Source organism: Paenibacillus mendelii (assembly GCF_024498075.1).
Lineage (GTDB): Bacteria > Bacillota > Bacilli > Paenibacillales > Paenibacillaceae > Paenibacillus_Z > Paenibacillus_Z mendelii.
Window position 1 is genome coordinate 42,272 of the sequence record NZ_JANHOF010000025.1, and the last position, 25,538, is coordinate 67,809.

At 48.2% G+C, this 25,538-nt stretch carries 43 protein-coding genes and 1 rRNA gene; 42 read left to right on the plus strand and 2 right to left on the minus strand.

Annotated elements, in window-relative coordinates; all coding sequences use genetic code 11:
* Positions 1-22 precede the first annotated feature (22 nt).
* From rpsJ to salA, 38 genes are all read left to right on the plus strand, one after another.
* Positions 23-331, plus strand: a complete 309-nt coding sequence (gene rpsJ / locus NNL21_RS33520; RefSeq protein ID WP_005544556.1) for a 30S ribosomal protein S10 — start codon at positions 23-25, stop codon at positions 329-331.
* Positions 332-372: 41 nt separating this feature from the next.
* Positions 373-996: a 50S ribosomal protein L3 gene (rplC, locus tag NNL21_RS33525; RefSeq protein WP_204822530.1), complete on the plus strand. Its 624-nt coding sequence runs from the start codon at positions 373-375 to the stop codon at positions 994-996.
* A gap of 26 nt (positions 997-1,022) precedes the next feature.
* Positions 1,023-1,646, plus strand: a complete 624-nt coding sequence (gene rplD, locus NNL21_RS33530; protein ID WP_204822531.1) for a 50S ribosomal protein L4 — start codon at positions 1,023-1,025, stop codon at positions 1,644-1,646.
* On the plus strand, positions 1,646-1,936 hold the full coding sequence (gene rplW, locus NNL21_RS33535) for a 50S ribosomal protein L23 (protein ID WP_204822532.1): 291 nt from the start codon (positions 1,646-1,648) through the stop codon (positions 1,934-1,936). Before rplD ends, rplW begins: the two co-directional genes overlap by 1 nt.
* A 59-nt stretch (positions 1,937-1,995) precedes the next feature.
* The gene (rplB, locus tag NNL21_RS33540; RefSeq protein ID WP_204822533.1) at positions 1,996-2,826 is read left to right on the plus strand and encodes a 50S ribosomal protein L2; all 831 of its coding nucleotides are present in this window, start codon (positions 1,996-1,998) and stop codon (positions 2,824-2,826) included.
* Positions 2,827-2,890: 64 nt separating this feature from the next.
* Positions 2,891-3,172: a 30S ribosomal protein S19 gene (gene rpsS, locus NNL21_RS33545; RefSeq protein ID WP_204822534.1), complete on the plus strand. Its 282-nt coding sequence runs from the start codon at positions 2,891-2,893 to the stop codon at positions 3,170-3,172.
* Positions 3,173-3,215: 43 nt separating this feature from the next.
* Positions 3,216-3,551, plus strand: coding sequence for a 50S ribosomal protein L22 (gene rplV, locus NNL21_RS33550; protein WP_204822535.1), 336 nt, complete (start codon positions 3,216-3,218; stop codon positions 3,549-3,551).
* 13 nt (positions 3,552-3,564) lie between these two features.
* Positions 3,565-4,233 (plus strand): 30S ribosomal protein S3, encoded by a 669-nt coding sequence (rpsC, locus tag NNL21_RS33555; protein ID WP_204822536.1) that lies wholly within the window; start codon positions 3,565-3,567, stop codon positions 4,231-4,233.
* A 2-nt stretch (positions 4,234-4,235) separates the two neighbouring features.
* Entirely contained in the window at positions 4,236-4,670 is a 435-nt protein-coding gene (gene rplP, locus NNL21_RS33560; protein ID WP_204822537.1) for a 50S ribosomal protein L16, read from the plus strand.
* Entirely contained in the window at positions 4,660-4,860 is a 201-nt protein-coding gene (gene rpmC, locus NNL21_RS33565) for a 50S ribosomal protein L29 (protein ID WP_204822538.1), read from the plus strand. The genes rplP and rpmC overlap by 11 nt, the downstream gene beginning before the upstream one ends.
* Positions 4,861-4,914: 54 nt before the next feature.
* Complete coding sequence (gene rpsQ, locus NNL21_RS33570) at positions 4,915-5,178, plus strand: 30S ribosomal protein S17 (RefSeq protein ID WP_204822539.1); 264 nt, start codon at positions 4,915-4,917, stop codon at positions 5,176-5,178.
* Positions 5,179-5,221: 43 nt separating this feature from the next.
* On the plus strand, positions 5,222-5,590 hold the full coding sequence (gene rplN, locus NNL21_RS33575; protein ID WP_204822540.1) for a 50S ribosomal protein L14: 369 nt from the start codon (positions 5,222-5,224) through the stop codon (positions 5,588-5,590).
* Between the two features lie 54 nt (positions 5,591-5,644).
* On the plus strand, positions 5,645-5,998 hold the full coding sequence (rplX, locus tag NNL21_RS33580) for a 50S ribosomal protein L24 (RefSeq protein ID WP_256555661.1): 354 nt from the start codon (positions 5,645-5,647) through the stop codon (positions 5,996-5,998).
* Positions 5,999-6,031: 33 nt separating this feature from the next.
* Positions 6,032-6,574 carry a 50S ribosomal protein L5 gene (gene rplE, locus NNL21_RS33585; protein ID WP_204822541.1) on the plus strand — a complete coding sequence of 181 codons (543 nt, stop codon included), beginning with the start codon at positions 6,032-6,034 and terminating at the stop codon, positions 6,572-6,574.
* Positions 6,575-6,596: 22 nt separating this feature from the next.
* Entirely contained in the window at positions 6,597-6,782 is a 186-nt protein-coding gene (locus NNL21_RS33590; protein WP_204822542.1) for a type Z 30S ribosomal protein S14, read from the plus strand.
* A gap of 30 nt (positions 6,783-6,812) precedes the next feature.
* On the plus strand, positions 6,813-7,211 hold the full coding sequence (rpsH, locus tag NNL21_RS33595) for a 30S ribosomal protein S8 (protein WP_204822543.1): 399 nt from the start codon (positions 6,813-6,815) through the stop codon (positions 7,209-7,211).
* Between the two features lie 31 nt (positions 7,212-7,242).
* On the plus strand, positions 7,243-7,785 hold the full coding sequence (gene rplF / locus NNL21_RS33600; protein WP_204822544.1) for a 50S ribosomal protein L6: 543 nt from the start codon (positions 7,243-7,245) through the stop codon (positions 7,783-7,785).
* Between the two features lie 64 nt (positions 7,786-7,849).
* The gene (rplR, locus tag NNL21_RS33605; RefSeq protein ID WP_204822545.1) at positions 7,850-8,215 is read left to right on the plus strand and encodes a 50S ribosomal protein L18; all 366 of its coding nucleotides are present in this window, start codon (positions 7,850-7,852) and stop codon (positions 8,213-8,215) included.
* A gap of 31 nt (positions 8,216-8,246) precedes the next feature.
* Positions 8,247-8,744 carry a 30S ribosomal protein S5 gene (gene rpsE, locus NNL21_RS33610; RefSeq protein ID WP_204822546.1) on the plus strand — a complete coding sequence of 166 codons (498 nt, stop codon included), beginning with the start codon at positions 8,247-8,249 and terminating at the stop codon, positions 8,742-8,744.
* 13 nt (positions 8,745-8,757) lie between these two features.
* Positions 8,758-8,937 carry a 50S ribosomal protein L30 gene (rpmD, locus tag NNL21_RS33615; RefSeq protein WP_204822547.1) on the plus strand — a complete coding sequence of 60 codons (180 nt, stop codon included), beginning with the start codon at positions 8,758-8,760 and terminating at the stop codon, positions 8,935-8,937.
* Between the two features lie 242 nt (positions 8,938-9,179).
* Positions 9,180-9,620 (plus strand): 50S ribosomal protein L15, encoded by a 441-nt coding sequence (rplO, locus tag NNL21_RS33620; protein ID WP_204822548.1) that lies wholly within the window; start codon positions 9,180-9,182, stop codon positions 9,618-9,620.
* A complete protein-coding gene (secY, locus tag NNL21_RS33625; RefSeq protein ID WP_204822549.1) occupies positions 9,621-10,922 on the plus strand; it encodes a preprotein translocase subunit SecY in 1,302 nt (433 codons plus the stop codon).
* Between the two features lie 89 nt (positions 10,923-11,011).
* Positions 11,012-11,665 carry an adenylate kinase gene (locus NNL21_RS33630; RefSeq protein WP_204822550.1) on the plus strand — a complete coding sequence of 218 codons (654 nt, stop codon included), beginning with the start codon at positions 11,012-11,014 and terminating at the stop codon, positions 11,663-11,665.
* Entirely contained in the window at positions 11,662-12,423 is a 762-nt protein-coding gene (gene map / locus NNL21_RS33635) for a type I methionyl aminopeptidase (protein WP_204822551.1), read from the plus strand. Before NNL21_RS33630 ends, map begins: the two co-directional genes overlap by 4 nt.
* A gap of 14 nt (positions 12,424-12,437) precedes the next feature.
* The gene (locus NNL21_RS33640; protein ID WP_204822569.1) at positions 12,438-12,710 is read left to right on the plus strand and encodes a KOW domain-containing RNA-binding protein; all 273 of its coding nucleotides are present in this window, start codon (positions 12,438-12,440) and stop codon (positions 12,708-12,710) included.
* A gap of 2 nt (positions 12,711-12,712) precedes the next feature.
* On the plus strand, positions 12,713-12,928 hold the full coding sequence (gene infA / locus NNL21_RS33645; RefSeq protein WP_006037922.1) for a translation initiation factor IF-1: 216 nt from the start codon (positions 12,713-12,715) through the stop codon (positions 12,926-12,928).
* A 48-nt stretch (positions 12,929-12,976) separates the two neighbouring features.
* Positions 12,977-13,090, plus strand: a complete 114-nt coding sequence (rpmJ, locus tag NNL21_RS33650; protein WP_003333770.1) for a 50S ribosomal protein L36 — start codon at positions 12,977-12,979, stop codon at positions 13,088-13,090.
* A 17-nt stretch (positions 13,091-13,107) separates the two neighbouring features.
* Complete coding sequence (gene rpsM / locus NNL21_RS33655) at positions 13,108-13,476, plus strand: 30S ribosomal protein S13 (RefSeq protein WP_204822552.1); 369 nt, start codon at positions 13,108-13,110, stop codon at positions 13,474-13,476.
* An 18-nt stretch (positions 13,477-13,494) separates the two neighbouring features.
* Positions 13,495-13,890, plus strand: a complete 396-nt coding sequence (gene rpsK, locus NNL21_RS33660; protein ID WP_148933645.1) for a 30S ribosomal protein S11 — start codon at positions 13,495-13,497, stop codon at positions 13,888-13,890.
* 127 nt (positions 13,891-14,017) lie between these two features.
* The gene (locus NNL21_RS33665) at positions 14,018-14,962 is read left to right on the plus strand and encodes a DNA-directed RNA polymerase subunit alpha (RefSeq protein ID WP_204822553.1); all 945 of its coding nucleotides are present in this window, start codon (positions 14,018-14,020) and stop codon (positions 14,960-14,962) included.
* 126 nt (positions 14,963-15,088) lie between these two features.
* Positions 15,089-15,454, plus strand: a complete 366-nt coding sequence (gene rplQ / locus NNL21_RS33670; RefSeq protein WP_204822554.1) for a 50S ribosomal protein L17 — start codon at positions 15,089-15,091, stop codon at positions 15,452-15,454.
* Positions 15,455-15,625: 171 nt separating this feature from the next.
* Positions 15,626-16,366, plus strand: coding sequence for a tRNA pseudouridine(38-40) synthase TruA (gene truA / locus NNL21_RS33675; protein ID WP_204822555.1), 741 nt, complete (start codon positions 15,626-15,628; stop codon positions 16,364-16,366).
* Positions 16,367-16,579: 213 nt separating this feature from the next.
* Positions 16,580-17,017: a 50S ribosomal protein L13 gene (gene rplM / locus NNL21_RS33680; protein WP_204822556.1), complete on the plus strand. Its 438-nt coding sequence runs from the start codon at positions 16,580-16,582 to the stop codon at positions 17,015-17,017.
* 20 nt (positions 17,018-17,037) lie between these two features.
* Positions 17,038-17,430 carry a 30S ribosomal protein S9 gene (gene rpsI / locus NNL21_RS33685; protein WP_204822557.1) on the plus strand — a complete coding sequence of 131 codons (393 nt, stop codon included), beginning with the start codon at positions 17,038-17,040 and terminating at the stop codon, positions 17,428-17,430.
* 151 nt (positions 17,431-17,581) lie between these two features.
* Positions 17,582-18,274 (plus strand): phosphoadenylyl-sulfate reductase, encoded by a 693-nt coding sequence (locus NNL21_RS33690; RefSeq protein ID WP_204822558.1) that lies wholly within the window; start codon positions 17,582-17,584, stop codon positions 18,272-18,274.
* A 16-nt stretch (positions 18,275-18,290) separates the two neighbouring features.
* A complete protein-coding gene (sat, locus tag NNL21_RS33695) occupies positions 18,291-19,457 on the plus strand; it encodes a sulfate adenylyltransferase (protein ID WP_204822559.1) in 1,167 nt (388 codons plus the stop codon).
* A 111-nt stretch (positions 19,458-19,568) separates the two neighbouring features.
* Positions 19,569-20,348, plus strand: coding sequence for an N-acetylmuramoyl-L-alanine amidase CwlD (gene cwlD, locus NNL21_RS33700; protein ID WP_256555663.1), 780 nt, complete (start codon positions 19,569-19,571; stop codon positions 20,346-20,348).
* A 135-nt stretch (positions 20,349-20,483) separates the two neighbouring features.
* Complete coding sequence (gene salA / locus NNL21_RS33705; protein WP_204822560.1) at positions 20,484-21,590, plus strand: iron-sulfur carrier protein/transcriptional regulator SalA; 1,107 nt, start codon at positions 20,484-20,486, stop codon at positions 21,588-21,590.
* 79 nt (positions 21,591-21,669) lie between these two features.
* Here the strand turns inward: salA and gerD are convergent, their stop codons facing one another.
* Entirely contained in the window at positions 21,670-22,479 is an 810-nt protein-coding gene (gerD, locus tag NNL21_RS33710) for a spore germination lipoprotein GerD (protein ID WP_309145370.1), read from the minus strand.
* A gap of 30 nt (positions 22,480-22,509) precedes the next feature.
* Here gerD and NNL21_RS33715 point away from each other — a divergent pair, with 30 nt between their 5' ends.
* Positions 22,510-23,148 carry a KinB-signaling pathway activation protein gene (locus NNL21_RS33715; protein WP_204822561.1) on the plus strand — a complete coding sequence of 213 codons (639 nt, stop codon included), beginning with the start codon at positions 22,510-22,512 and terminating at the stop codon, positions 23,146-23,148.
* A gap of 14 nt (positions 23,149-23,162) precedes the next feature.
* Here the strand turns inward: NNL21_RS33715 and pdaB are convergent, their stop codons facing one another.
* Positions 23,163-23,966, minus strand: a complete 804-nt coding sequence (pdaB, locus tag NNL21_RS33720; protein ID WP_204822562.1) for a polysaccharide deacetylase family sporulation protein PdaB — start codon at positions 23,964-23,966, stop codon at positions 23,163-23,165.
* Positions 23,967-24,070: 104 nt separating this feature from the next.
* On the opposite strand from pdaB, the gene NNL21_RS33725 reads away from it, so the two are divergent.
* The 3 genes from NNL21_RS33725 to NNL21_RS33735 form a co-directional block, all read left to right on the plus strand.
* Positions 24,071-24,685 (plus strand): stage II sporulation protein M, encoded by a 615-nt coding sequence (locus tag NNL21_RS33725; RefSeq protein ID WP_204822563.1) that lies wholly within the window; start codon positions 24,071-24,073, stop codon positions 24,683-24,685.
* Between the two features lie 146 nt (positions 24,686-24,831).
* Positions 24,832-25,053: a hypothetical protein gene (locus NNL21_RS33730; RefSeq protein ID WP_204822572.1), complete on the plus strand. Its 222-nt coding sequence runs from the start codon at positions 24,832-24,834 to the stop codon at positions 25,051-25,053.
* A 231-nt stretch (positions 25,054-25,284) separates the two neighbouring features.
* Positions 25,285-25,538: ribosomal RNA gene (locus NNL21_RS33735) — 16S ribosomal RNA — on the plus strand; the annotation flags it as partial.

Below are 25,538 nucleotides of genomic sequence, written 5' to 3' on the forward strand. Positions count from 1 at the left end.
GGCGATAGAAGGAGGGACTTATATGGCAAAGCAAAAGATTCGTATACGCTTGAAAGCGTACGATCACAGAATTCTTGATCAGTCCGCAGAGAAAATTGTGGAAACTGCGAAACGATCCGGTGCAGGTGTGTCGGGACCGATTCCGCTTCCGACTGAAAAGCAAATCATCACCATTCTGCGCGCTGTACACAAGTACAAGGATTCTCGGGAACAATTCGAAATGCGCACACACAAGCGCTTGATCGATATTGTTAACCCAACGCCGCAAACGGTAGATGCATTAATGCGACTTGATCTGCCATCCGGTGTAGATATCGAAATTAAACTGTAAGGCAAGCATAACGGAGACTGGAAAGGAAAAGAGGTGTCAACATGAAAGGTATCTTAGGGAAAAAACTAGGAATGACGCAAGTGTTCACGGCTGAAGGCAACGTTATACCGGTAACGGTTATCGAAGCAGGCCCGAACGTCGTCCTTCAAAAGAAAGACCAGGAGAATGATGGCTACGAAGCTATTCAACTCGGTTTTTCGGATAAGAAAGAAAAACGCGCAACGAAGCCGGAAATCGGCCATGCGAAAAAAGCTGAAACAGCTCCTAAGCGCTACGTTCGTGAAATTCGCGGTATTAATGTTGGTGAATATGAGGTTGGCCAAGTAGTGAAAGCTGATCTGTTCACAGCAGGCGAATTCGTTGACGTAACAGGTATTTCGAAGGGTAAAGGTTTCCAAGGTAACATTAAACGTTGGAACCAAAGCCGCGGCCCAATGGCTCACGGCTCGCGCTACCATCGTGGTCCTGGTTCTATGGGCTCGATTCAAGCGAACCGCGTACCAAAAGGCAAAAAACTTCCGGGTCACATGGGTAACGAGACTGTAACGATTCAAAACCTTGAGATCGTACGCGTCGATACTGACCGCAATGTACTGCTCGTTAAAGGTGCGATTCCTGGTCCGAAAAACTCTTATGTTAAAGTAAGATTGACTGTTAAGAAATAATTGCTCTCAGAAAGGAGGAACAAGCAATGCCTAAAGTAGCACTTTTTAGCGTGAATGGTTCGCAAGTTGGCGAATTGGAATTGTCCGAAAACGTGTTTGGCATTCAGCCAAACGTTCATGTATTGCATAGCGCAGTACTGCTGCAGCAAGCTGCAGAACGTCAAGGTACGCACAAGACTAAAGGACGCTCTGAGGTTCGTGGCGGCGGCCGTAAGCCTTGGAAACAAAAAGGAACAGGTCGCGCTCGCCAAGGTAGCATCCGCTCCCCGCAATGGGTTGGCGGCGGTACGGTTTTTGGACCGGTACCACGCAGCTATGGTTTCAAGCTTCCTAAGAAAGTTCGCCGTCTGGCGATTAAATCCGCTCTCTCTTCCAAAGTAATCGATAACGATATTATCGTACTCGACCAGTTGGCGTTTGCGGCACCGAAAACAAAAGAATTTGCATCTATTTTGAACAACCTCAAAGTAGGTCGTAAAGCACTTGTTGTTACGGCTAACTACGAAGATAACGTAGCTTTGTCCGCTCGCAATATTCCAGGAATTAAGTTCGTCGCAGCTGACGGCATTAATGTTCTGGATGTCATGGTACATGACAAGCTTATCATTACCAAAGATGCAGTAGAGAAAGTACAGGAGGTGCTTGCGTAATGAAGAACCCACGCGATCTTATCAAGCGCCCGATTATTACGGAACAAACGAGCGATTTCATGGCGAACAAGCGTTATGTGTTCGAAGTGGACATCCGCGCGAATAAAACCGAAATCAAAGACGCCATTCAACAAATCTTTAAAGTAAAAGTTTCGAAAGTAAACACGATGCGTATGCCAGCGAAGCCGAAGCGTTATGGCCGCTATAACGGATATACATCCGAATGGAAAAAGGCGATCGTTCAACTGAGCGATGACAGCAACGAACTAGAATTTTTCGAGACGGTTTAATAACGGTTGAAGTTCTGACCGAGAACCACCGTTAGATAACGGTTAAGGAGGGAATCGAAGTGCCAATTAAGAAGTATAAACCGACTTCCCCGGCCCGCCGTGCAATGTCCGTCTCGACATTCGAGGAAATTACGACAAGCACACCGGAGAAATCGCTTCTTGCGCCGCTTTTCAAAAAAGCAGGCCGCAACAATCAAGGTAAAATCACGGTTCGCCATCATGGTGGCGGCCATAAACGCAAGTATCGGATTATCGACTTCAAACGGAACAAGGATGGCATCGTTGGTAATGTAGCAACGATTGAGTATGATCCGAACCGTACGTCGAATATCGCACTTATCCACTATGTGGATGGTGAAAAACGGTACATCCTTGCACCAAAAGGTTTGAAAGTGGGCGACAAAATCGTATCTGGAGCAGGTTCCGACATTAAAATCGGTAACGCAATGCCTTTGGAAAACATTCCAGTCGGTACGGTTATCCACAACGTCGAGATGAAGCCAGGCAAAGGCGGACAGTTGGTTCGCGCAGCTGGTACTGAAGCTCAACTTCTAGGTAAAGAGGACGACTATGCAGTTATCCGTCTTTCTTCCGGTGAAGTTCGTCGCATTCTGAAAAAATGCCGTGCAACAATTGGTTCTGTAGGCAACGAGGATCACGAACTCGTGAAAATCGGTAAAGCCGGTCGTAACCGTTGGCTCGGCAAGCGTCCTGAAGTCCGCGGTGTCGTCATGAACCCGAACGATCACCCACACGGTGGTGGTGAAGGCCGTGCACCAATCGGTCGTAAATCGCCTATGTCTCCATGGGGCAAACCGACGCTTGGTTACAAAACACGCAAGAAGAAAAAAGCATCAAGCCAATACATTGTTCGTCGTCGTACGAAGTAATAGGCGCATAGACGCCGCCGCGTGACAGCTCGTCACGCGATGTCTCGTGAAGGGAGGATCATCTATGGGTCGCAGTTTGAAGAAAGGGCCGTTTATTGACGGTTACCTGCTGAAAAAAGTTGAAGTTCTGAACGAGTCGAATAAAAAGGTTGTCGTTAAAACCTGGTCCCGCCGTTCAACTATTTTCCCACAATTCATCGGTCACACATTCGCGGTATATGATGGACGCAAACATGTACCGGTGTATGTAACGGAAGATATGGTAGGCCATAAGCTTGGTGAATTCGCACCTACGCGCTCGTACAAAGGCCACGGTGACGATGACAAGAAAACAGGCCGTCGTTAATCGGCCATTCGATAAGTTCTCATGAACGAAAGGAGGTACATCCATGCAACAAGCAAAAGCGAGTGTTAATCACGTGCGCATTGCACCTCGTAAAGCCCAGCTGGTTGTGGACTTGATCCGCGGCAAGCAAGTAGGCGAAGCGATCGCGATCTTGCGCCATACGCCGAAGTCAGCTTCTCCGATCGTTGAGAAATTGCTAAACTCGGCAATTGCAAATGCGGAGCATAATTTCCAGTTGGACGTCAATAAGCTGGTTATCGCTCAGGTATACGTAAACCAAGGTCCTACAATGAAACGTTTCCGTCCTCGTGCGATGGGTCGTGCTAGCCGGATCAATAAAAGAACCAGCCACATCACATTGGTGGTATCCGAAAAATAAGGAGGGAAAACGTGTGGGTCAAAAGGTAAATCCAGTCGGTCTTCGTATTGGTATTATCCGTGATTGGGAATCCAAATGGTACGCAGGCAAAGACTTTGGCGAACTGCTCATGGAAGACGTGAGAATCCGCGAATACTTGAAAAACAAGTTGAAAGACGCGGCTGTGTCCCGTTTCGAAATCGAACGTGCTGCTAATCGCGTGAACGTTACGATTCATACAGCTAAACCGGGGATGGTTATCGGTAAAGGCGGTTCCGAAGTAGAAAACCTGCGCACGGAACTTGCAAAAATCTCCAAAGGCAAAAAGATTCACATCAACATTTCTGAGATCAAAAATCCAGAACTCGATGCAATTCTTGTTGCAGAGAGTATTGCTCAACAACTTGAGCGCCGCGTTTCGTTCCGTCGTGCGATGAAACAATCGATTCAACGGACTACTCGTGCAGGTGCTAAAGGGATTAAAACATCGGTCAGCGGACGTCTGGGCGGTGCGGAGATCGCACGTACGGAGGGTTACAGCGAAGGTACGGTTCCGCTTCATACACTGCGCGCCGATATTGATTACGGCACAGCTGAAGCACATACGACTTACGGCCGCATTGGCGTAAAAGTATGGATCTATCGCGGCGAAATCCTTCCGTCGAAGAAGAAAGTAGCAGCTCCCCAGGAAGGAGGCAACTAATCATGTTGGTACCAAAACGCGTCAAACACCGCAAACAACAACGCGGTAGCATGAGAGGTCGCGCAAAAGGCGGCACGGAAGTGGCCTTCGGCGAATACGGCTTACAAGCAATGGAACCGGGTTGGATCACGAACCGCCAGATCGAATCTGCGCGTATCGCAATGACCCGTTATATCAAACGTGGTGGTAAAGTTTGGATCAAAATTTTCCCACATAAGCCAATCACTCAAAAGCCGCTTGAAGTGCGGATGGGTAGCGGTAAAGGTAACGTGGAGAAATGGGTTTCGGTTGTGAAACCAGGTAAGATCATGTTTGAACTTGCTGGTGTTTCGGAAGAGACCGCTCGCGAAGCGATGCGTCTTGCTGCCCACAAACTCCCAATCAAAACGAAGTTCGTGAAACGCGAAGAAGTGGGTGGTGAAGCAAATGAAAGCTAGTGAATTCCGCAACCTGACTTCTGCTGAGATCGAACAAAAAGTCGCCGGGTTTAAAGAAGAGTTGTTCAACCTTCGTTTTCAATTGGCTACCGGTCAATTGGATAACCCGACTCGAATCCGTGATGTGCGTAAAGAAATAGCTCGTGCCAAAACCATTCTGCGTGAGAGAGAACTGGGAATAAGCAGCTAAACACGGAATATCAGTTAACGATATCAAATGGTTATCGTTGGAAGGAGGAAGAACATGAGCGATCGCAATGCCCGCAAAGTTCAAATCGGTAAAGTCGTGAGCGACAAAATGGACAAAACAATTGTTGTTTCTGTAGAAACCTACAAAAAACACAATTTGTACCATAAACGCATCAAGTACACCAAGAAATTTAAGGCGCATGACGAGAACAACGAAGCGAAAATTGGCGATACCGTCAAAATCATGGAGACTCGTCCGCTTTCGAAGGACAAACGGTTCCGCCTGGTCGAAATCGTAGAAGTAGCAGTCGTATTGTAAAGGATGCTTTCCTTAAGCATTTTTCCGAAAGGAGGACGTTAAAATGATTCAACCATTTACGCGTTTAGCTGTCGCTGACAACTCTGGCGCGAAAGAACTGATGTGCATTCGTGTACTCGGTGGCACAGGACGTCGTGTTGGCCATATCGGCGATTTGATCGTCTGCTCCGTTAAACAAGCAACACCAGGTGGCGTTGTCAAAAAAGGTGATGTTGTTAAAGCGGTAATCGTTCGTACTAAGCGTTCCGTACGCCGTAAAGACGGTTCCTACATCACATTCGATGAGAATGCAGCTGTAATCGTGAAAGAAGACAAAAGCCCACGCGGCACACGTATTTTCGGACCAGTTGCTCGCGAACTTCGCGACCGTGACTTCATGAAGATCGTATCGCTCGCTCCAGAAGTTATCTAAGAACCTTGATCAAATAGCTCGCGCATCAGCGCAAGCATGCAGGAGGTGTAACTCATGCCACGGTTGAAAAAAGTGTTGGAATCCCATAGCAATAAACTGCACGTGAAGAAAGACGACAACGTGATCGTAATCAGCGGTAAAGATAAAGGCAAGAAAGGCCGGATCATTGCTGCTTATCCACGTGAGAACCGCGTACTCGTCGAAGGCGTCAATATGGTGAAGAAGCATTCACGCCCTTCTCAAACGAATCCACAAGGTGGAATCATTGAACAGGAAGCGCCAATTCACGTTTCGAACGTTATGCACATTGATCCGAAGAGCGGACAAGTAACTCGTATCGGATACAAAGTGCTCGATAACGGCAAAAAAGTCCGGATCGCTAAAAAATCCGGTGAAGTGATCGACTAATTCACCGTTCTAAAGAAAGGAGGACCATGAAACATGGCAGCAAGAATGAAGGATCGTTTCCTGAATGATATTACACCTGCTTTGATGCAGAAGTTTAATTATACAACGGTCATGCAAGTGCCGAAGATTGAGAAGATTGTTATCAACATGGGTGTTGGCGAAGCAGTTGCAAACTCCAAAGTGCTTGACACTGCAGTTGAAGATCTTCGCATGATTTCCGGACAAAAACCGGTTGTAACCCGCGCTAAGAAATCGATCGCTGGTTTCAAACTTCGCGAGAACATGCCAATCGGGGTTAAAGTAACACTGCGCGGCGAGCGTATGTATTACTTCCTTGACAAACTGTTCAATGTTTCGCTTCCGCGTGTCCGCGACTTCCGCGGTGTATCGACGAAAGCATTCGACGGCCGCGGTAACTATACGCTTGGCCTGAAAGAACAACTGATCTTCCCGGAGATCGAGTACGATAAAGTAGACAAAGTTCGCGGTATGGACGTCGTCATCGTCACGACGGCAAAAACGGACGAAGAAGCTCGTGAGCTGCTGACCCAAATGGGCATGCCGTTTGCGAAGTAATCCACAGGAGGTGTAGAACCAAGTGGCAAAAACTTCGATGAAGATTAAGCAGCAACGCGATCCTAAATTCAAAGTGCGTGCTTATACGCGCTGCGAACGTTGCGGCCGTCCACATTCCGTTTTGCAAAAGTTCAAAATTTGCCGGATTTGTTTCCGTGAGTTAGCATACAAAGGCCAGATTCCTGGCGTTAAAAAAGCAAGCTGGTAATCAGCCTAGTTCGGGAAGGAGGTTCACACAATGGTTATGTCTGATCCTATCGCAGATATGCTGACGCGTATTCGCAACGCGAATGTTGTGCGTCACGAGAAAGTGGAAATGCCTGCTTCGAAAGTCAAGAAGCAAATCGCTGAGATTTTGAAACGCGAGGGCTTTATCCGCGATGCCGAGTATATCGAAGATAACAAACAAGGGATTATCCGTATTTTCCTAAAATATGGCCCTAACCAAGAGCGCGTCATCACAGGTTTGAAGCGTATTAGCAAACCAGGCCTGCGCGTTTACACGAAAAGCACTGAAGTCCCTCGCGTACTGGGCGGTTTGGGAATGGCGATCATCTCCACGTCCCAAGGGATTATGACCGATAAAGAAGCCCGTCAAGTTAAATCCGGCGGCGAAGTACTCTGCTACGTTTGGTAATAAACTGTCACAACGATTGGAGGTGTAACAAATGTCTCGTATTGGCCGCAAACCGATCCAAGTGCCTGGTGGCGTAAACATTAACTTGGACAGCACTGTAATTACAGTTAAAGGACCGAAGGGCACGCTTAGCCGTGAACTTCACAAAGACATGAAAGTAGTTCTTGAAGAGAACTCACTTACTGTTGAACGTCCATCCGATAATAAATTGCATCGTTCTCTGCACGGTACGACTCGCAGCTTGATCGCGAACATGGTGAATGGCGTAACCGAAGGTTTCTCCAAAAACCTTGAACTCGTAGGCGTAGGTTACCGCGCAAGCAAGAGCGGCGAGAAAGTCGTCTTGAACGTTGGTTACTCGCACCCGGTTGAGATTACACCGGAATCCGGCATTGAGTTCGAACTTCCTTCCAACACGAAAATCATCGTTAAAGGAATCGATAAAGAACTCGTTGGCGCAACAGCTGCGAAAATCCGTTCCGTACGTGAGCCTGAGCCGTATAAAGGTAAAGGGATCAAGTATGAAGGCGAGCGTATTATTCGCAAAGAAGGTAAAGCTGGTAAGAAGAAGTAAGCGTCCTTCACGGCCGCTTAATCGGATAGCTTCATAAGGACCGAAAGAAAGGAGTGTCTTTCGAATGATTACAAAAAGCGACAAAAACAAAGCCCGTTTGAAACGTCACCTGCGCGTTCGTAAGAAAATCAACGGCACAGCACAACGTCCGCGTTTGTCTGTATTCCGTTCTTCCAAACACATCTACGCACAGTTGATTGACGACGTTCAAGGCGTAACGATCGCAGCCGCATCTACACTCGACAAAGAAGTTGGCGAAGTTGGAAATGGTGGTAACGTTGAGGCAGCCCGCAAAATCGGCGAACTCATCGCAAACCGTGCGAAAGCGAAAGGCGTAGAGCAAGTCGTATTCGACCGTGGCGGATACTTGTATCATGGCAGAATTCAAGCACTGGCAGACGCAGCTCGCGAAGCCGGACTTCAATTCTAATCGACATTACTTAATAAGGAGGTAAAACGACTTGCGTATAGATCCGAATGCGTTAGAACTGACTGAAAAAGTAGTTCAAATCAATCGCGTTTCAAAAGTTGTAAAAGGCGGACGCCGTTTCAGCTTTAGTGCGCTTGTAGTTGTCGGCGATGGCAAAGGCAATGTTGGCGCAGGTATCGGCAAAGCGGGAGAAGTTCCCGATGCAATCCGTAAAGGCATTGAAGATGCTAAGAAAAACCTGATCCACGTGCCGTTTGTTAGAACAACAATCCCACACCAAGTACTTGGACATTTTGGCGCAGGACGCGTACTGCTCAAACCGGCATCGGAAGGTACCGGAGTGATCGCTGGCGGCCCTGTTCGTGCTGTTCTTGAGCTAGCTGGTGTAGGCGATATTCTCACGAAATCGCTTGGTTCTTCCAACTCGATGAACATGGTCAATGCAACGTTAGAAGGACTTTCCCGTCTGAAGCGTGCAGAAGATGTGGCCAAACTACGTGGAAAAACCGTTAAAGAGCTTTTGGGTTAAGGAGGGGAATACGATGGCAAAATTGCAAATCACCCTCGTCCGCAGCCTAATCGGCCGTAACGAGAAGCAACGTGCAACGGTAAATACGCTTGGTTTGCGTAAGATCAACCAATCGGTTGTCCATGATGACAGTCCGGCCATTCGCGGCATGGTGAACCATGTTAGCCATTTGGTAAAAGTTGAAGAAGTATAAAGCATATTGCCGGATCTCGGCATATTCAAACTAACGCTTCAAGCAAGTATTTCATCATGCAATAGAGCTCTACTGGAAGCGGCGCAGCATTGCAGCGTATGCTTCCGAAACGGGTTTTTGCTTGAATAATACTCAGCAGGTAGCGATGTAATAACTTAGTTTAACCTTCCGAAGCAAGTTTTGCTTGCATGGAAGTTTAACCTAGGTAGTAGCACAAAAACTTTAAGGAGGTGCAACGAACGATGAAATTGCATGAGCTCACACCAACTGAGGGTTCCCGTCCAGAGGGCTTTCGTAAAGGTCGTGGTATCGGCAGCGGCAACGGTAAAACGGCTGGCCGTGGTCACAAAGGGCAAAACGCTCGCTCCGGCGGCGGTGTCCGTCCAGGTTTCGAAGGCGGTCAAAACCCGTTGTACCGTCGTGTTCCTAAGCGCGGCTTCAACAACCCATTCCGTAAAGAGTATGCGATTGTTAACATCGATGAGCTGAACAGCTTCGCAGCAGGTACGGAAGTAACTCCTGAGCTGCTTATGGAGCAAGGGATCGTCAAAAACCCACAAAGCGGTATCAAAGTTTTGGGTAACGGCGAAATCAGCGTTCAGCTGACGGTGAAAGCAAACAAGTTCTCTCAATCTGCGGTAGAGAAAATCCAGGCTGCCGGCGGTAAAACCGAGGTGATCTAATTGTTCAAGACCGTGTCCAACATTTGGAAAGTGGAAGACCTCCGCAGACGGATTTTGTTCACCCTGTTCATCTTGTTGATTTACCGTATCGGATCTTTTATCCCGGTCCCTGGGGTCAATAAAGATGTATTTAAACAGGTTGACCAAAGCGGTGCAGACCTTTTCGGTCTGCTTAACACGTTCTCCGGTGGTGCGCTATTCCAATTTTCGATCTTCGCAATTGGGATTACGCCGTATATCACGGCGTCCATTATCGTGCAGCTGCTTTCGATGGACGTTATCCCGAAATTCTCCGAATGGGCGAAAGAAGGGGAGAACGGGAAGAAGAAGCTTGCACAAATTACGCGTTATGGCACGATCATACTCGGGCTAATCCAAGGCTTTGGTACGGCGATTGGCTTCAACCGCCAGTATCAGTACGAAATGATTCCCGGTGCGACGTTTACGGATTATCTCACCATTGCGATTATCCTGACAGCGGGCACGGCCTTCCTAATGTGGCTCGGTGAGCAGATTACGGAAAGAGGTATCGGTAACGGAATCTCGATCTTAATCTTTGCCGCAATCGCGGCTTCATTCCCAGGACACATTCGGACGATCTTTACAGATCAATTTGTTGATGTTGGAGACGCATTGTTCCTCAATATCGTCAAAGTGGTTATCATGGTTATCGCGATTATCGCGATTATCGTCGGGGTTATCTTCGTGCAGCAAGGGATTCGCAAAATTCCGGTACAATACGCGAAGCGTGTAGTCGGCCGGAAGATGTATGGCGGTCAATCCACGCACATCCCATTAAAAGTAAACGGAGCAGGTGTAATACCGGTTATCTTTGCCGTATCACTCTTGATGTTCCCAATTACGATCGCACAGTTCTGGTCTACTCATGAATGGGCGCAATGGGTTCAGAATCACATGTATTATGATAAGCCACTCGGTATGGTGCTTTACATCATACTGATTATTGGGTTTACGTTCTTCTATACCTTCGTGCAAATCAATCCTGTGCAAATGGCCGATCAAATGAAAAAGAATGGTGGTTATATTCCGGGAATACGTCCGGGTAAGCCGACTTCCTCTTACATCACTCGTGTCATGTCGCGGATTACGCTAAGCGGTGCACTCTTCCTGGCGGTAATTTCGATTCTACCTGTTGCTTTTGGTTCATTGGCAGGACTAGATCGTTCCGTACAGCTTGGAGGAACTTCATTGCTGATCGTCGTCGGTGTTGCGCTTGATACGATGAAGCAAATCGAGAGCCAATTGATTAAGCGCCATTACAAAGGGTTTATCAATAAATAACGATAGGTTCAAATTCGGGCTTCCGCACTTCCTGTTCTCGTGCTGGAACCCGTTTAGGGCCTATTGTGCTTAAAGCGAGGAACACGCTAATGAACATTTTATTCATGGGTCCTCCCGGCGCTGGGAAAGGCACGCAAGCCGAGCGAATTGTCGATACTTTCGGCATACCGCATATATCGACGGGCGATGCATTCCGCTTGGCTATGAAAGAAGGCACGCCGCTTGGGCAAAAGGCGAAAGAATACGTTGACCAGGGGCTTCTCGTACCGGACGAAATCACTAACGGTATCGTTCGTGAACGTCTGCTGCTGGAAGACTGCAACAAAGGCTTTCTGCTCGACGGTTTCCCGCGGACGCTTCAACAAGCAGAAGCGCTTGATCATATGCTCTCCGATATGGGGCGCAGCATCGATCATGTCGTGAACTTGAGAGTTGACCGCGGTTTGCTGCTTGCGCGGCTGACCGGTCGTCGCATTTGCAAATCATGTGGCTCAACTTACCACGTCATGTTCAATCCTCCGAAACAAGAGGGTGTATGTGATAAATGCGGCGGCGAGCTGTATCAGCGGTCAGACGATACGGAAGCGAAAGTTGGTACACGTCTCGACGAATACATTTCCAAGACAGCTCCACTGCTCAATTACTACACAGGCAAAGGGCTGCTCCGCGAAGTGGACGGCGAGAAGGAAATCGACGAGGTAACGGCAGATATCGTATCTTGTTTGCGAGGTTCTGCAGAATGATTATATGCAAATCCGAAGCGGAGTTGCGATATATGAGGGAAGCTGGCAGGATCGTTGCCGAGACTCATCGTTTGCTCAAGCAGGCGGTTCGTCCAGGCGTTACGACCCGCGAGCTTGACGGCATTGCGGAGACATTCATTCGAAGTCAAAAAGCCGTACCTTCTTTCAAAGGTTACAATCAATTTCCTGGCAGTATTTGCGCTTCTGTAAACGAAGAGCTGGTGCACGGGATTCCGGGTTCACGCAAGCTGAATGACGGCGATATCATCAGTATCGATATCGGTGCCCAATTCGAAGGCTTCCATGGCGACTCCGCCTGGACGTACGGTGTTGGGGATATCAGTGAAGAAACGCAGCGTCTGCTTGATGTGACCGAACAGTCACTCTATGCCGGACTTGCACTAGTGAAACCGGATGTTCGGTTGTTTACGATCTCGCATGCAATTCAAAAAGTGATCGAAGAGGCTAGCTTCTCCGTCGTTCGTGAATATGTTGGTCATGGTATAGGTGCAGACCTCCATGAAGAACCGCAAATTCCGAACTACGGCATACCGGATCGCGGACCGCGTCTGAAACCAGGCATGGTGCTCGCAATCGAACCGATGGTCATCATTGGAGAACGGTACGTTCGTACGCTGGAGGATAATTGGACGGTTGTTACGCAGGACGGTACATGGTGCGCTCATTTTGAGCATACTGTAGCGGTAACTGCGGATGGCTATGAAATTTTAACCCAAAGTGGAGAGCAGGCAGGTTGAGCGCATTGGAAATAATGCCTGAAATCGGCCGCATCGTCAAAGTGCTGCGCGGGAAGGACGAAGGAGACTTTGCCATCATCATCGGTATTGTCGATGATCGTTTCGTACTCATTGCAGACGGCGACAAGCGGCGCTTCGATCAACCGAAGAAGAAGAACGCTATGCATCTTCTGATGCAACCGGTCGTCAGTCATGAAGTGACGGACAGCATGCGGGAAACCGGCCGAGTAACCAACGCCAAGCTGCGTTTTGCGATTCAGAAGTATGTGCAAGGGAAAGGAGAATGACTGTGGCCAAAGAAGACGTCATTGAAGTCGAAGGTACGGTCGTCGAACCGCTGCCCAACGCTATGTTCAAGGTAGAACTGGAAAACGGACATCAAATTCTCGCCCATGTATCGGGCAAGCTCAGAATGCACTTCATCCGCATTCTGACCGGAGATAAAGTGGTCATTCAGTTGTCGCCTTATGATCTGTCTAGAGGACGCATTACCTATCGGAAGTAGACCTTCTTAGAGCGGGTCTTCTGACGAAGAACTCGGGAGGTAATCACAATGAAGGTTAGACCTTCTGTTAAGCCAATTTGCGAGAAATGCAAAGTCATTCGCCGCAAAGGCAACGTTATGGTGATCTGTGAAAATCCGAAACACAAACAAAAACAAGGATAAAGGAGGGATAACGTTACATGGCACGTATTGCTGGTGTAGACTTGCCGCGTGATAAACGCGTAGTTATCGCTTTGACGTACATTTTCGGAATCGGTAAAACGACGGCCGACAAAATCTTGAGCACAACGGGTATCAGTGAACAAACCCGCGTTCGCGATTTGACGGAAGACGAAGTTAGCCGCTTGCGCGAAACAATCGACAAAACGGTAAAAGTTGAAGGCGACCTTCGTCGCGAGATTTCGCTTAATATTAAGCGTCTGATTGAGATCGGCTGCTATCGTGGCGTTCGCCACCGTCGTGGGCTGCCTGTTCGCGGACAACGAACGAAAACAAATGCTCGTACGCGTAAAGGTCCTCGTCGGACTGTAGCGAACAAGAAGAAATAATAAGGGGGGATAACTAAAATGGCTAAACCGAAAAAAGTGGTTCGTACCAAACGTCGTGACCGCAAAAATATCGAGTCGGGCGTAGCGCACATCCGCTCCACGTTCAACAACACGATCGTCACGATTACCGACCCGCACGGCAATGCGATTTCCTGGGCAAGCTCAGGTAACCTCGGGTTCAAAGGTTCCCGCAAAAGCACGCCGTTCGCAGCACAAATGGCAGCAGAATCTGCAGCTAAAGCGGCTATGGAACACGGTATGAAAGCAGTTGAAGTGATGGTTAAAGGTCCAGGCGCTGGCCGTGAAGCGGCAATCCGCTCATTGCAGGCTGCTGGTCTTGAAGTTAACCTCATTAAGGACGTAACACCTGTTCCGCATAACGGATGCCGTCCGCCGAAACGTCGTCGCGTGTAGTCATACACTTGTGGTATCAAATAACAACAACTTGTGAATAATGGTTGTGAAGGTTTGCCATACTACATGATTTGACTACATTAGCGATCATGGTAACGGAGCGACGTTTTGAAGGAGGGTACTATTAGTGATTGAGATCGAAAAGCCGAAAATCGAAACCGTAGAGCTGAACGAGGATGGCACTTACGGACGTTTCGTAGTCGAACCGCTGGAACGCGGATATGGCACGACACTAGGAAATTCGCTGCGCCGAATTCTGTTGTCGTCGCTGCCGGGTGCAGCTGTAACCTCGGTTCAAATCGACGGTGTGCTTCACGAGTTTTCCACGGTTCCGGGAGTGATTGAGGACGTTACCGAAATCATTCTGAACCTGAAAAGTCTTTCGCTCAAAATCCATTCCGACGAAGAGAAGGTATTGGAGATTGATGCGGAAGGCGATGGTAACGTAACGGCGGGCGATATTCGCGCGGACAGCGATGTCGAAATATTGAGCCCTGATCTTCATATCGCGACCCTGGCTTCCGGTGCGCGGCTCCATATGCGGGTATTTGCAAATCGTGGACGCGGCTATGTTCAAGCGGACCGTAATAAGCGTGATGATCAACCAATTGGTGTTATTCCAGTTGATTCGATTTACACCCCAATTACACGCGTGAACTACAGCGTCGAGAATACCCGTGTCGGTCAAGTGACCAACTACGACAAACTAACGCTTGAAGTATGGACCGACGGCAGCATTCGGCCGGAAGAGGCAGTAAGTCTCGGAGCCAAAATTTTAACGGAGCATCTTGATTTATTCGTCGGGTTGACCGATGAAGCGAAAGATGCTGAAATTATGGTTGAGAAAGAAGAAGACAAGAAAGAAAAAGTCCTCGAGATGACGATTGAGGAACTGGATCTTTCGGTACGCTCGTACAATTGTCTGAAACGTGCAGGCATCAATACCGTACAAGAGCTAATCACGAAAACGGAAGAAGACATGATGAAAGTCCGGAACCTCGGACGCAAGTCTTTGGAAGAAGTTCAAGAGAAGCTCGAAGAACTCGGTCTTGGCCTTCGCATGGAGGAGTAACAGCAGGTTGGTTACACTAGCCTAAGTGAATGCTTTCTAGGATCAGATTTGCTGGCAACTGCGCCTCAAAACTTTCTTGGATATCCCACAGCGTTGCTTAGCAAATCTTTAAGGAGGGGAAAATCAATGGCATATTCTAAGTTGAGCCGTGACGCAAGCTCGCGTAAAGCACTGTTCCGCGATCTGGTCACCGACTTGTTCCTGTATGAGCGCATTCAAACGACGGAAGCGAAAGCGAAAGAACTTCGCCCGATCGCTGAGAAGCTGATTACGCTTGCGAAACGTGGCGATCTTCATGCTCGTCGTCAAGTAGCTGCTTTCGTTCGCCGCGAGTCAATCGATGGTGGGCAGGACGCAATCCAAAAACTGTTCTCCGAATTGGCTACCCGTTACTCGGAACGTCCGGGCGGTTACACGCGGATTCTGAAGCTGGGACCACGCCGTGGCGATTCAGCGCCTATGGTATATTTGGAACTAGTGGATCGCGCGTAGATAAGAAAGGGTGGACCTTGCGGCCACCTTTTTTTGTTTGAAAACCGGAAGTCTCTGGGTGCACGATTGGGATCCGTTAATAGTTTGGGACAACTTCTTGAGAGATTGTACAAAGCATCTCCAACCGGCTGTCCGCGATGACGCCTTGTCGGCGGGGAAGGAGCTGCGTCAATGAAGAACATCCGAATGATCGTCAGCTATGATGGGACGCGCTACAATGGCTTTCAGACGCAGCCCAGCGGCAATACGATTCAAGATATCCTTGAGTCTGCCATTAAGGTGCTGACGAAAGAAGAGATTCGAATTATTGGTTCCGGTCGAACGGATGCGGGTGTCCATGCGCGCGGTCAAGTTCTTAACTTTCAGACGAATTCTCGAATTCCCGCTGAACGTTGGACACTAGCCATCAATGCACGCTTGCCTGAAGATATCGTTGTGCTTCGTACTGACGAGGTTTCAGCTGAGTTTCATTCCAGGCATTCAGCGAAGCGCAAGACCTACCAGTATACAATCGATACGAACCAATTTCCGGACGTGTTCACGCGGCGATATCGGGTTCATCATTACGCACCTCTGGATGTATCCGCGATGAGGGATGTGCTGGCTGCGCTGGTGGGGGAGCATGACTTTACATCGTTTGCTTCCCCGCAATCAACGCAGCCGAGTCATATCAGAACAATTTATGAAGCTGAGCTTGTAGTGGGAGATGGCCGATTGGACATCTTTGTGACAGGCAATGGTTTCTTGTACAACATGGTTCGGATCATAGCCGGCACAGCCATTTGGGTTGGCGAAGGGAAAATGGAGGCCAAGGATATTCCCGCTATTTTGGCGTCGAAAGACCGTACGAAAGCAGGTCCTACAGCTCCTCCACAGGGGCTAACCTTGCTGCATGTGGAATACCCGGAATAGTTGCTTATAATCCGAATAAACTGCTTGCACATAGGCGCTGTATATAGTAGAATATAACTTGTGCTTTCTAAGTGGCTCTCCCACAGCCCCGACTTGGTTAGCCGATCGAAACATCCTAACAATTACGAATAAACCGATGGAACGGCAACGTTTCTTCATACATGAGAACGTGTATAACATGAACGGTTGTTACATGAATAAGGAGGATCATCCATGCGCACCACCTATATGGCTAAGCCAAATGAAGTTGAACGCAAATGGTACGTCATCGATGCGGAAGGCAAAACGCTCGGCCGTCTGGCAAGTGAAGCAGCCAGCTTGATTCGCGGTAAACACAAGCCCGAATTTACTCCGCACGTGGACACAGGCGACTTCGTTGTCGTTGTCAATGCTGAGAAAATCGTTCTGACAGGCAAAAAGTTGCAAAACAAAATGTACTACCGTCACTCCCACTATCAAGGTGGTTTGAAAGTGACTTCCGCTCAAAACATGCTCAGTAAAACACCAGAAAGAGTTCTGGAACAAGCTATCCATGGCATGCTTCCTAAGAATCGCCTTGGCGACAAAATGAAGCTTAAACTGAAAGTTTATGCCGGTTCGGAACACCCACATCAAGCTCAAAACCCAGAAGTTTATGAACTTCGCGGATAATTGAAAGGGAGGACAGTTTCATGGCTCAAGTTCAATACTATGGAACCGGTCGTCGTAAACACTCTGTAGCACGCGTACGTCTCGTGCCGGGTGAAGGGCGAATCATTATTAATAAACGTGACCTTAACGACTACTTTGGTCTCGAAACACTCAAGCTGATTGTGAAACAACCACTAACGTTGACTGAAACGGGTAGCAAGTACGACATCCTCGTTATCGCTCACGGTGGAGGCATCTCCGGTCAAGCCGGTGCAATCCGTCACGGTATTTCCCGTGCACTTCTCAAAGCCGACCCAGAATTCCGTCCGGCTCTGAAACGCGCTGGATTCTTGACTCGTGACCCACGTATGAAAGAACGTAAGAAATACGGCTTGAAAGCGGCACGCCGCGCGCCACAGTTCTCGAAACGTTAATTTCTCAACATACAAACCCTTTTCTGCTCAGCAGAGAAGGGTTTTTTTGTAATTTCATTGCAATTAGGTGATTGAACAAAACGATCTCTCGACGTATAATATAAAGTAGATCAAATTACTTGGAATTCACATAATGACGGAGGTACTTGCGATGAACCTTTTCGAGAAGGAAGCGCTAGTGAAACAAAAAGCAGAGGAGCTTGAGGGTGCAACGCCTGAAGCGATCTTGCAGTATGCCATTGAAACCTTCCCTAACATCACGTTCGCATGCAGCTTTGGTGCGGAAGATGTTGTAATCGTTGATATGCTGCAGAAGATCAGTCCGAAGACAGATATATTCTACTTAGATACGGACTTTCATTTTAAAGAAACCTATGAAACACGCGATAAAATGATGGAGATCTACGGGATGAAGTTTGTTGAAGTTAAACCAGCTATGACCCCGGAGGAGCAAAACGAGCAGTTTGGACCGGAGCTTTGGAAAAGCGATGCCAACCAGTGCTGCAACATTCGTAAAGTAGAGCCGCTCACCCAAATTTTATCGAAGTATGATGCATGGATTACCGGGATTCGTCGTGATCAAGCGCCAACTCGCGCAAACGCGAAGAAAATCGAGTATGACACGAAATTCGGACTCATTAAATTTAATCCCATTGCGAACTGGACTAGTGATGACGTATGGAGCTATATTAGAGAGAACAATGTATACTATAATCCACTGCATGATAACAACTACCCAAGCATAGGCTGTGAGCAATGTACACGCCAAGTCATGCCGGGAGAAGATCCTCGTGCAGGCCGCTGGGCTGGGCAAGTGAAAACGGAATGTGGTTTGCATAAATAGGAGGCTAAAGACGAACATGAGCAGCATACAGCCGCATGGCGGCGTATTAATTAACCGAATTGCAACAGGAGCAGAACGCGAATCACTTCTGGCTGAGGCGGCATCATTCCCTTCCATTCTTGTTAATACGTGGACCATTTCAGATCTGGATCTGATTGGCGTCGGAGCATTCTCACCATTGACTGGTTTTATGAACGAAGCTGATTATCATTCCGTTGTGGAACGTATGCGCCTGGCGGACGGTACCGTATGGAGCATACCCATTACACTGGCTGTTGAAGAAGATGCAGCATCAGAGCTTTCACCAGGACAGCAGGCGTCTCTCATCGGTGAAGACGGCATCATTTATGCCGTTATTGATATCGAGAGCATTTATAAAGTGGATCAGAAACGGGAAGCCGTTCATATTTTCAAAACAGATGATGAAGAGCATCCCGGTGTGGCGAAGCTATTCGAGCGTCCTTCCACTTATGTGGGCGGCTCAATAACCGTATTGAATCGTCCGGTACCGGAGAAATTCAATGAGTTCTATTTTGACCCGGCTGAAACGCGCCGTATCTTTGCTGAGAAAGGCTGGAAGACGATCGTCGGTTTCCAGACCCGTAATCCCGTTCACCGGGCGCATGAATATATTCAGAAGTGTGCCATGGAGATTGTAGATGCTTTGTTCTTGAATCCGCTTGTCGGCGAGACCAAATCAGATGATGTACCTGCGAATGTGAGAATGAAAAGCTATATCGCGCTGCTCGAGAATTATTATCCGGAAGACCGCGTGTTCCTTGGCGTATTCCCTGCGGCTATGCGTTATGCAGGCCCTCGTGAGGCGATATTCCACGCTATGGTACGCAAGAACTATGGCTGTACGCATTTCATCGTTGGGCGCGATCATGCCGGCGTAGGTGACTACTACGGAACTTATGAAGCGCAGGATCTCTTGAAGTCCTTCCCAATCGAAGAGCTGGGCATCACGCCACTGTACTTCGAGCATAGCTTCTTCTGCACGAAGTGCGGCAACATGGCTTCGAGCAAAACCTGCCCGCATGACAAAGCCGATCATTTGACACTGTCCGGAACGAAAGTTCGCGCCTTGCTGCGTGATGGCGTATGTCCGCCGCCTGAGTTTTCCCGTCCGGAAGTAGCAAAGATTCTGATCGAAGGCATGTCAGAGCAACCGGTGAGTTAAACAAGCCTGTTTATTCGCATAACCGACCACCTCGTCCCATATGATGATAAAGAGCGCACTGGCCATGGAGGCTTGCGAATATTTATCGCTGTGGAATTGGGGTGGTTTTTTGTGAGGCGAGGATTACGTAAACGGGTGGTCGTCTGGATTACATATCGAGGCGTATTTAGAGTTGGTTTGGGTATGGCGGCTGTACTGTTGACGGTGTTTCTATTATCGCAGGATGTTCCATCGACGCGGACTTGGACCTATTGGACGCTTCCCCTATCGGGAAAGACGATTGCCATTGACGCGGGGCATGGGGGAGCGGACGGCGGTGCAGTAAGTAAGCAAGGAGCCATCGAGAAGGATCTCAATTTAGCCATTGCTTTACAACTGCGCGATTATTTGCAGCAAGCAGGTGCCATCGTCGTGATGACGCGTGAAGGTGATTATGACCTTGCTCAGGAAGGAACTCGGAAGTTAAGTAAGAGGAAGACGGAGGATTTAGTGCAGCGGGTTCAATATGTGAAGGATCAGAACGCCCACCTATTTATCAGCATTCATATGAATAGCATTCCTTCGCCGCGCTGGTCGGGGGCCCAGACATTCTTCTATCCGAACCATCCGGATAATTCCATATTGGCTTCTTTCATTCAAGATGAGATTCGCAGAAACTTGGAAAATACAGAACGGCTCGCAGCCAAAAAGAACGATGTTTACGTCCTGAAAGCGATGGAGAACATTCCGACGACATTAGTGGAAGTCGGATTCTTATCCAATCCTGGAGAAGCAGAGCAGCTGGTTGACTCTGACTATCAGAAGAAGGTGGCGGCATCCATATATCAAGGTATTCTCCGATACACCGCAGGGGAGAAATGGGGCGTGAAACCGGGCGAAGTCGGTAATTAAAGCAAGCGCTATTGGAGCTGCAGCATGTCTTGGATATGGGTCAATCTATGGTATACTATACACAGTACATAACGGTGCAGCGACAATGTGTGACATTTCTCCGCTGCCTGCCATTGATAGAGGAGATGAACGACAATGTTGACCCGTGAGGACGTATTAACGGCTGCTGAAGCAATTGTGGCCGATTATAATAAAACGGCGGATTCGACGATAACCTTCCGGGATATAGTCGTCAAGGAAGGGCAAGTAGCTATGACGATTGCGGGGGTACAAGAAGCAGCACAGCCTTCATTCGAGGCTGCGCTTCGGCAGGTATTCACCGAATTGGGTATCGAGACCGTGCACTGCAGGTTCAGGCCCGCTGAAGGTCAAGCATCTGCCGCAGGCCATACTCAGCAGCCGCAAGGCGGAGGCGCTCAAGGAGAAGGCTCAGGAGGCGCTATACGCGGTCATGGAGCCGGACTGGAGGAACACCCTCTGCTAAGAGCCGGAAGCGGCGTCCAATTTATTGCTGTTGCCAGCGGTAAGGGTGGGGTGGGCAAATCGACTGTAACCGTCAATCTGGCGGTTGCCTTGGCTCGCAAGGGCAAGCGTGTCGGGATTATCGATGCAGACATATACGGCTTCAGTGTACCTGATATGATGGGTATTGAAGAGAGGCCGGAGGTCGTGAACGAACGAGTTATCCCCATTAAGAAATTTGGTGTTAGTGTCATGTCGATGGGCTTCTTCGTAGATGATAACGCTCCGATCGTGTGGCGTGGACCTATGCTGGGCAAGATGCTGCGTAATTTTTTTGCGGAAATCGAATGGGGCGAGCTGGATTATCTGCTGCTTGATCTCCCGCCGGGCACAGGTGATATCGCGATGGACGTTCACCAGCTCATCCCGCAAAGTAAAGAGATCATCGTCACAACGCCGCATGCTACAGCGGCTTTCGTAGCCGCAAGAGCTGGTGCGATGGCCATTAAGACGGAGCATGAAATTATCGGCGTTGTCGAGAATATGTCCTATTATGTATGCAGCAAGTGTGGTGAACCGGAATATATCTTCGGCCGGGGCGGCGGCGGTAAATTAGCCGAATCGTTAAACACGGAGATGCTGGCACAAATTCCGCTTGGTGCGCCGGACAATCATCCGTCGGAACCGGATTTTACGCCATCGGTATATAAAGCGGACCATCCTGTGGGACGGATCTATCTGGATATGGCCGACAAAATCATCGCAAACTGCGGTGTATAAAGAGGAATAGCGCATAAACAAATAACCCGCTAGAAGTTGGCTTCCAGGATGCCGTAACTTCTAGCGGGTTTATTGATGGTTATTCTCCTTCGCTCATACCCTCGGAATCCTCGCCGCCGCCTTCTTCTCCGCCACCGCCCTGCTGTTCACCGGACTTTTGGGGTTTTTGATCCGTCTTAGGCTTAAGCTCTTCCTGAACGGCCTTCTTCAACAACTCCAGAATTTCCAGCCGATAAAGAGGACTTTGCATGGATTCCTGCATAATGGTTGAGATTTGCTTGCGATATTGAGTGCTGTCGAGCACCTCAAGGATGATCTTCTCCATTTCTGGATTTTTCAAAACTTTTATGAGGTCGCTTTGATAAGTGGGATCTTTAATTAAATCTTTATGCAGCTGCTTATTCTCTTTGCTGACCGATTTGGCGAATTCCCCGGCGAACTTGGGATCGGTCATCAGCTTTTCAATTACTTTATGGTAATCAGGTGAGACAAGCGTATCTTTTACCGCCAAGCGAACCTGTTCTTGATCCTGTACAGACATGATCTTTGAACCTAATCCACTGCTTCCGCTCATAGACGATTCCTGCAGCGCCTTTTGGGCATCTTCCGTCTTCAGTATGTCAATGACCATCGTTTTAATATCCTTATAACTGATCGCTTCACTTTGTCCGCTTGATGGCTCCGAGCCGCAGCCCGTCAGCACGACAGCCAACATTGCTGAAGCAGCCACTAGTAAGCTGCGTTTGAACATAATCCATGCGTCTCCTCTCGATACGATATGGTGCAACGTTTTGTTTATCCTGTAGTATGTGACAATGTTCATGGGATTATCATGGACGTGTCGTGGCTTTTTATTGTGAACGTGGTAAAATAAAGGCTGATTATGCACACGTAGAAAACCTTTAGGAGTGGACCTTAAGTGAATTTACGCAAATTGTTTTTCTTGTTTTGGAGTACTGCAGCCATAGGTGCGGCTGTGACCATTGTAATTGGGACGATTATGCAGTGGACGGATGCTTCCTTCGGTTTTATGGGTCTCGAAGCTGCCGGCTTTAATGCGCTGATGATGGCGCTTGTTGGGTTAATGTTTGGGGTGTTTAGTCAAATGGGGTTCTTTGCCTACCTGACCCTTAATTATATCGCCCTGAGTGTACTCCGCAAAAAATACCTTTGGAACGCCTTACAAGCTTATTCAACCATTTTTGCCGTTGGCGGGCTGGGTTACATTCTGTACCAGAATCGGGAAGCATTTCAAAACAACTGGCTGTTTTGGGTTCTGCCGCTCGCGCTTGCAGCAGCCTCCTGGTTAGTTTCGTACCTTAAAGTCAAACAAACCAACAACGGTGCATTCATTCCAACCCTATTTCTGCTGTATGTCGGAACCATGCTGGAAGCGTGGCCGACGCTATCTAGTGAGAGTAACCCTACGGCCATTGTCTTTATGATGATCCCGTTATTCGCCTGCAATGCTTACCAAATCATGTGGCTTCATCGTCTGCTGCGCAAAGAAACAACAGAAACGACCGACTCCGCAGCGAATGCGAAGCCGGCCGTATAGTTCTTTTATTTAATTTAAAAACCCGCCGAAGCGTCTAACTGCTGATACATGGCCGTTTTATCCTGTACCGTCTTGCCCTGAACCTCGGTTTGGGCAATTAACTCGGATACGGTAACGAACTCATAACCTTTAGCGCGGAGCTGGTCGATAATAGCGGGCAGAGCCTCGTGGGTCTGCTTGCTGGAATCGCTGGCATGGAGGAGGATAATGTCACCGGGATGCGCTTTTTCCACAACGCGGTTGACGATTTTGTCCGTGCCGATGTTCATCCAATCGAGTGAATCTGTATCCCATTGGATGACCTTGTAGTGAAGCTCTTCAGCGATCCGAAGGACTCTTTTGTCAAAATCGCCATTGGGCAGTCGAATCAAATTCGGTGCCTTACCCGTTACCTGCGATAGAATGGAATGGGCCGTTGTGATTTGCTGACGGATCTCCTCATCGCTGAACGTGCTGTAATTATCGTGTTTGTGTCCATGGCTGCCGACCTCATAACCGTCATCGACGATTTTCTTTACGATATCGGGATGGGTCTGACTCCAAGGTGCCGATAAGAAGAAGGTAGCTTTACTTACTTGCTTTTCTTTTAGTACATTAAGAATGGGTAAAGCTCTCTTTTCCCCCCAGCTAATGTCGAACGTAAGAGCAACAATTTTCTTGTCTGTGGGGATACTGTAAATCGCGGCAGGCTGTTGAGGGGCAAAAACCGTTATGTTGTCCTTCTCGGCATAAATTACCCCGCATGCGAACACGATTCCGACACAGATGAGAAAATAGCGCTTTAATTTGCGGCCGTTCACGACATAAAACATGTTCATAGGGCCTAGCTCTCCTCTCTCGGGCTTGTATTAGTACAATCTATGCTCGTACAACTCACTTATTCGTCCCACATCAAAAATAGAAGCATAAAGAGGTGATTTACGTGTTTGCGTGGCGTGAATTGACTAGCCATATGAAGTCCATGAAGCATTATCTGGCGTTCAGTACGATCGTACTGCTTGCAGGCATGGTTGTCGGCGGGACTAATCCGGTGCTGGACACATTTATCCGCGGGCAAATCGATGGGCTGCGCCAAGTGGCGGAAACGATAGATTCGAGCGCGAATCCGACGATCGGCTTTATGGTTTTTATTTTCTTCAATAATGTTATTAAGTCGATCCTGGTGATGTACTTGGGAGCATTATTTGGAATCATCCCGATTCTGTTTCTGGCGGTCAATGGTATGATCCTTGGATACTTTGTGAGTCAGGCGGCCGCGCAGGGAGGAGACGTGCTCTTTACAATTGTCGTGAAAGGATTGCTTCCTCACGGGATATTAGAAATACCGGCGATTTTAATTGCTTGTGCATACGGCATGCGATTCGGGAAAATAATCTTCCAAGGAATAGGTGCCGCTTTCGGGAGGCGCCCAGGCTGGGGAAAAGAAGTGGAACGATTCATCATACGCACCGTTCCCATTATGGTATTGCTCGTAGTCATGCTGCTGGCGGCAGCTGTTATTGAAAGTACTTTTACAGTATGGTTGCTGTCGAAGTAATAAAATTACCAGAATCTGAGCATAACAGTAAGGCGGCGTCCTACGCGACAAGCGCGGGCGTCGTTTTTTTTGGCCGCAGAAGGCAGGATAGGTGAAATTGACCGAGTCCATGCGTGCCAATTACTCGAAGGAGGCAGCTTATGGTTATGCTCGGAATACTATTCAACGACAAAGAATGCAAAGAACTCGATTACGTCCTACGCAAAGAGCTAGACGAGATGCTGCTTGATCTGAATGATTCCCGGCTTGATGGGGATATCAAAACCGCGATTGCCAAACGATATAAAATCATTTTCCGCATGTACGCTCGAATCGCTTCCCCTAAAGAGCTCTCAAGATACGCATTAAATATGCGCACCTACCGCTAATACATTGGGTTATAAAAAAATATGCATAAAAAATATAAAAAAACTATTGCAATGTGTATATCGCCTATGGTATCTTATAAAAGTCGCCGCTGAGAACAACACAGCAAACGACAAAAGAAATAAACGAGTATTTGTTCCTTGAAAACTGAACAATGAGCGACCTGTCAAGCAAAGATTTAACAAGTATTGAGCTAACAAGCTTATCAATATAGTCGGTCTTCGGATCGCACTTTTATGGAGAGTTTGATCCTGGCTCAGGACGAACGCTGGCGGCGTGCCTAATACATGCAAGTCGAGCGAATTTCATTGAAAGCTTGCTTTCAATGGAGTTAGCGGCGGACGGGTGAGTAACACGTAGGTAACCTGCCTACAAGACTGGGATAACATTCGGAAACGAATGCTAATACCGGATACGCAATTTCCTCGCATGAGGGAATTGGGAAAGGCGGAGCAATCTGCCACTTGTAGATGGACCTGCGGCGCAT

What these genes read in the sequence shown, in the direction of transcription:
- rpsJ (WP_005544556.1), top strand. Translation starts at nt 23, where the DNA reads ATGGCAAAGCAAAAGATTCGTATACGCTTGAAAGCGTACGATCACAGA.
- rplC (WP_204822530.1), top strand. Translation starts at nt 373, where the DNA reads ATGAAAGGTATCTTAGGGAAAAAACTAGGAATGACGCAAGTGTTCACG.
- rplD (WP_204822531.1), top strand. Translation starts at nt 1,023, where the DNA reads ATGCCTAAAGTAGCACTTTTTAGCGTGAATGGTTCGCAAGTTGGCGAA.
- rplW (WP_204822532.1), top strand. Translation starts at nt 1,646, where the DNA reads ATGAAGAACCCACGCGATCTTATCAAGCGCCCGATTATTACGGAACAA.
- rpsS (WP_204822534.1), top strand. Translation starts at nt 2,891, where the DNA reads ATGGGTCGCAGTTTGAAGAAAGGGCCGTTTATTGACGGTTACCTGCTG.
- rplV (WP_204822535.1), top strand. Translation starts at nt 3,216, where the DNA reads ATGCAACAAGCAAAAGCGAGTGTTAATCACGTGCGCATTGCACCTCGT.
- rplP (WP_204822537.1), top strand. Translation starts at nt 4,236, where the DNA reads ATGTTGGTACCAAAACGCGTCAAACACCGCAAACAACAACGCGGTAGC.
- rpmC (WP_204822538.1), top strand. Translation starts at nt 4,660, where the DNA reads ATGAAAGCTAGTGAATTCCGCAACCTGACTTCTGCTGAGATCGAACAA.
- rpsQ (WP_204822539.1), top strand. Translation starts at nt 4,915, where the DNA reads ATGAGCGATCGCAATGCCCGCAAAGTTCAAATCGGTAAAGTCGTGAGC.
- rplN (WP_204822540.1), top strand. Translation starts at nt 5,222, where the DNA reads ATGATTCAACCATTTACGCGTTTAGCTGTCGCTGACAACTCTGGCGCG.
- rplX (WP_256555661.1), top strand. Translation starts at nt 5,645, where the DNA reads ATGCCACGGTTGAAAAAAGTGTTGGAATCCCATAGCAATAAACTGCAC.
- rplE (WP_204822541.1), top strand. Translation starts at nt 6,032, where the DNA reads ATGGCAGCAAGAATGAAGGATCGTTTCCTGAATGATATTACACCTGCT.
- rpsH (WP_204822543.1), top strand. Translation starts at nt 6,813, where the DNA reads ATGGTTATGTCTGATCCTATCGCAGATATGCTGACGCGTATTCGCAAC.
- rplF (WP_204822544.1), top strand. Translation starts at nt 7,243, where the DNA reads ATGTCTCGTATTGGCCGCAAACCGATCCAAGTGCCTGGTGGCGTAAAC.
- rplR (WP_204822545.1), top strand. Translation starts at nt 7,850, where the DNA reads ATGATTACAAAAAGCGACAAAAACAAAGCCCGTTTGAAACGTCACCTG.
- rpmD (WP_204822547.1), top strand. Translation starts at nt 8,758, where the DNA reads ATGGCAAAATTGCAAATCACCCTCGTCCGCAGCCTAATCGGCCGTAAC.
- rplO (WP_204822548.1), top strand. Translation starts at nt 9,180, where the DNA reads ATGAAATTGCATGAGCTCACACCAACTGAGGGTTCCCGTCCAGAGGGC.
- NNL21_RS33630 (WP_204822550.1), top strand. Translation starts at nt 11,012, where the DNA reads ATGAACATTTTATTCATGGGTCCTCCCGGCGCTGGGAAAGGCACGCAA.
- map (WP_204822551.1), top strand. Translation starts at nt 11,662, where the DNA reads ATGATTATATGCAAATCCGAAGCGGAGTTGCGATATATGAGGGAAGCT.
- NNL21_RS33640 (WP_204822569.1), top strand. Translation starts at nt 12,438, where the DNA reads ATGCCTGAAATCGGCCGCATCGTCAAAGTGCTGCGCGGGAAGGACGAA.
- rpmJ (WP_003333770.1), top strand. Translation starts at nt 12,977, where the DNA reads ATGAAGGTTAGACCTTCTGTTAAGCCAATTTGCGAGAAATGCAAAGTC.
- rpsM (WP_204822552.1), top strand. Translation starts at nt 13,108, where the DNA reads ATGGCACGTATTGCTGGTGTAGACTTGCCGCGTGATAAACGCGTAGTT.
- rpsK (WP_148933645.1), top strand. Translation starts at nt 13,495, where the DNA reads ATGGCTAAACCGAAAAAAGTGGTTCGTACCAAACGTCGTGACCGCAAA.
- rplQ (WP_204822554.1), top strand. Translation starts at nt 15,089, where the DNA reads ATGGCATATTCTAAGTTGAGCCGTGACGCAAGCTCGCGTAAAGCACTG.
- truA (WP_204822555.1), top strand. Translation starts at nt 15,626, where the DNA reads ATGAAGAACATCCGAATGATCGTCAGCTATGATGGGACGCGCTACAAT.
- rplM (WP_204822556.1), top strand. Translation starts at nt 16,580, where the DNA reads ATGCGCACCACCTATATGGCTAAGCCAAATGAAGTTGAACGCAAATGG.
- rpsI (WP_204822557.1), top strand. Translation starts at nt 17,038, where the DNA reads ATGGCTCAAGTTCAATACTATGGAACCGGTCGTCGTAAACACTCTGTA.
- NNL21_RS33690 (WP_204822558.1), top strand. Translation starts at nt 17,582, where the DNA reads ATGAACCTTTTCGAGAAGGAAGCGCTAGTGAAACAAAAAGCAGAGGAG.
- sat (WP_204822559.1), top strand. Translation starts at nt 18,291, where the DNA reads ATGAGCAGCATACAGCCGCATGGCGGCGTATTAATTAACCGAATTGCA.
- salA (WP_204822560.1), top strand. Translation starts at nt 20,484, where the DNA reads ATGTTGACCCGTGAGGACGTATTAACGGCTGCTGAAGCAATTGTGGCC.
- pdaB (WP_204822562.1), bottom strand. Translation starts at nt 23,966, where the DNA reads ATGAACATGTTTTATGTCGTGAACGGCCGCAAATTAAAGCGCTATTTT.
- NNL21_RS33730 (WP_204822572.1), top strand. Translation starts at nt 24,832, where the DNA reads ATGCTCGGAATACTATTCAACGACAAAGAATGCAAAGAACTCGATTAC.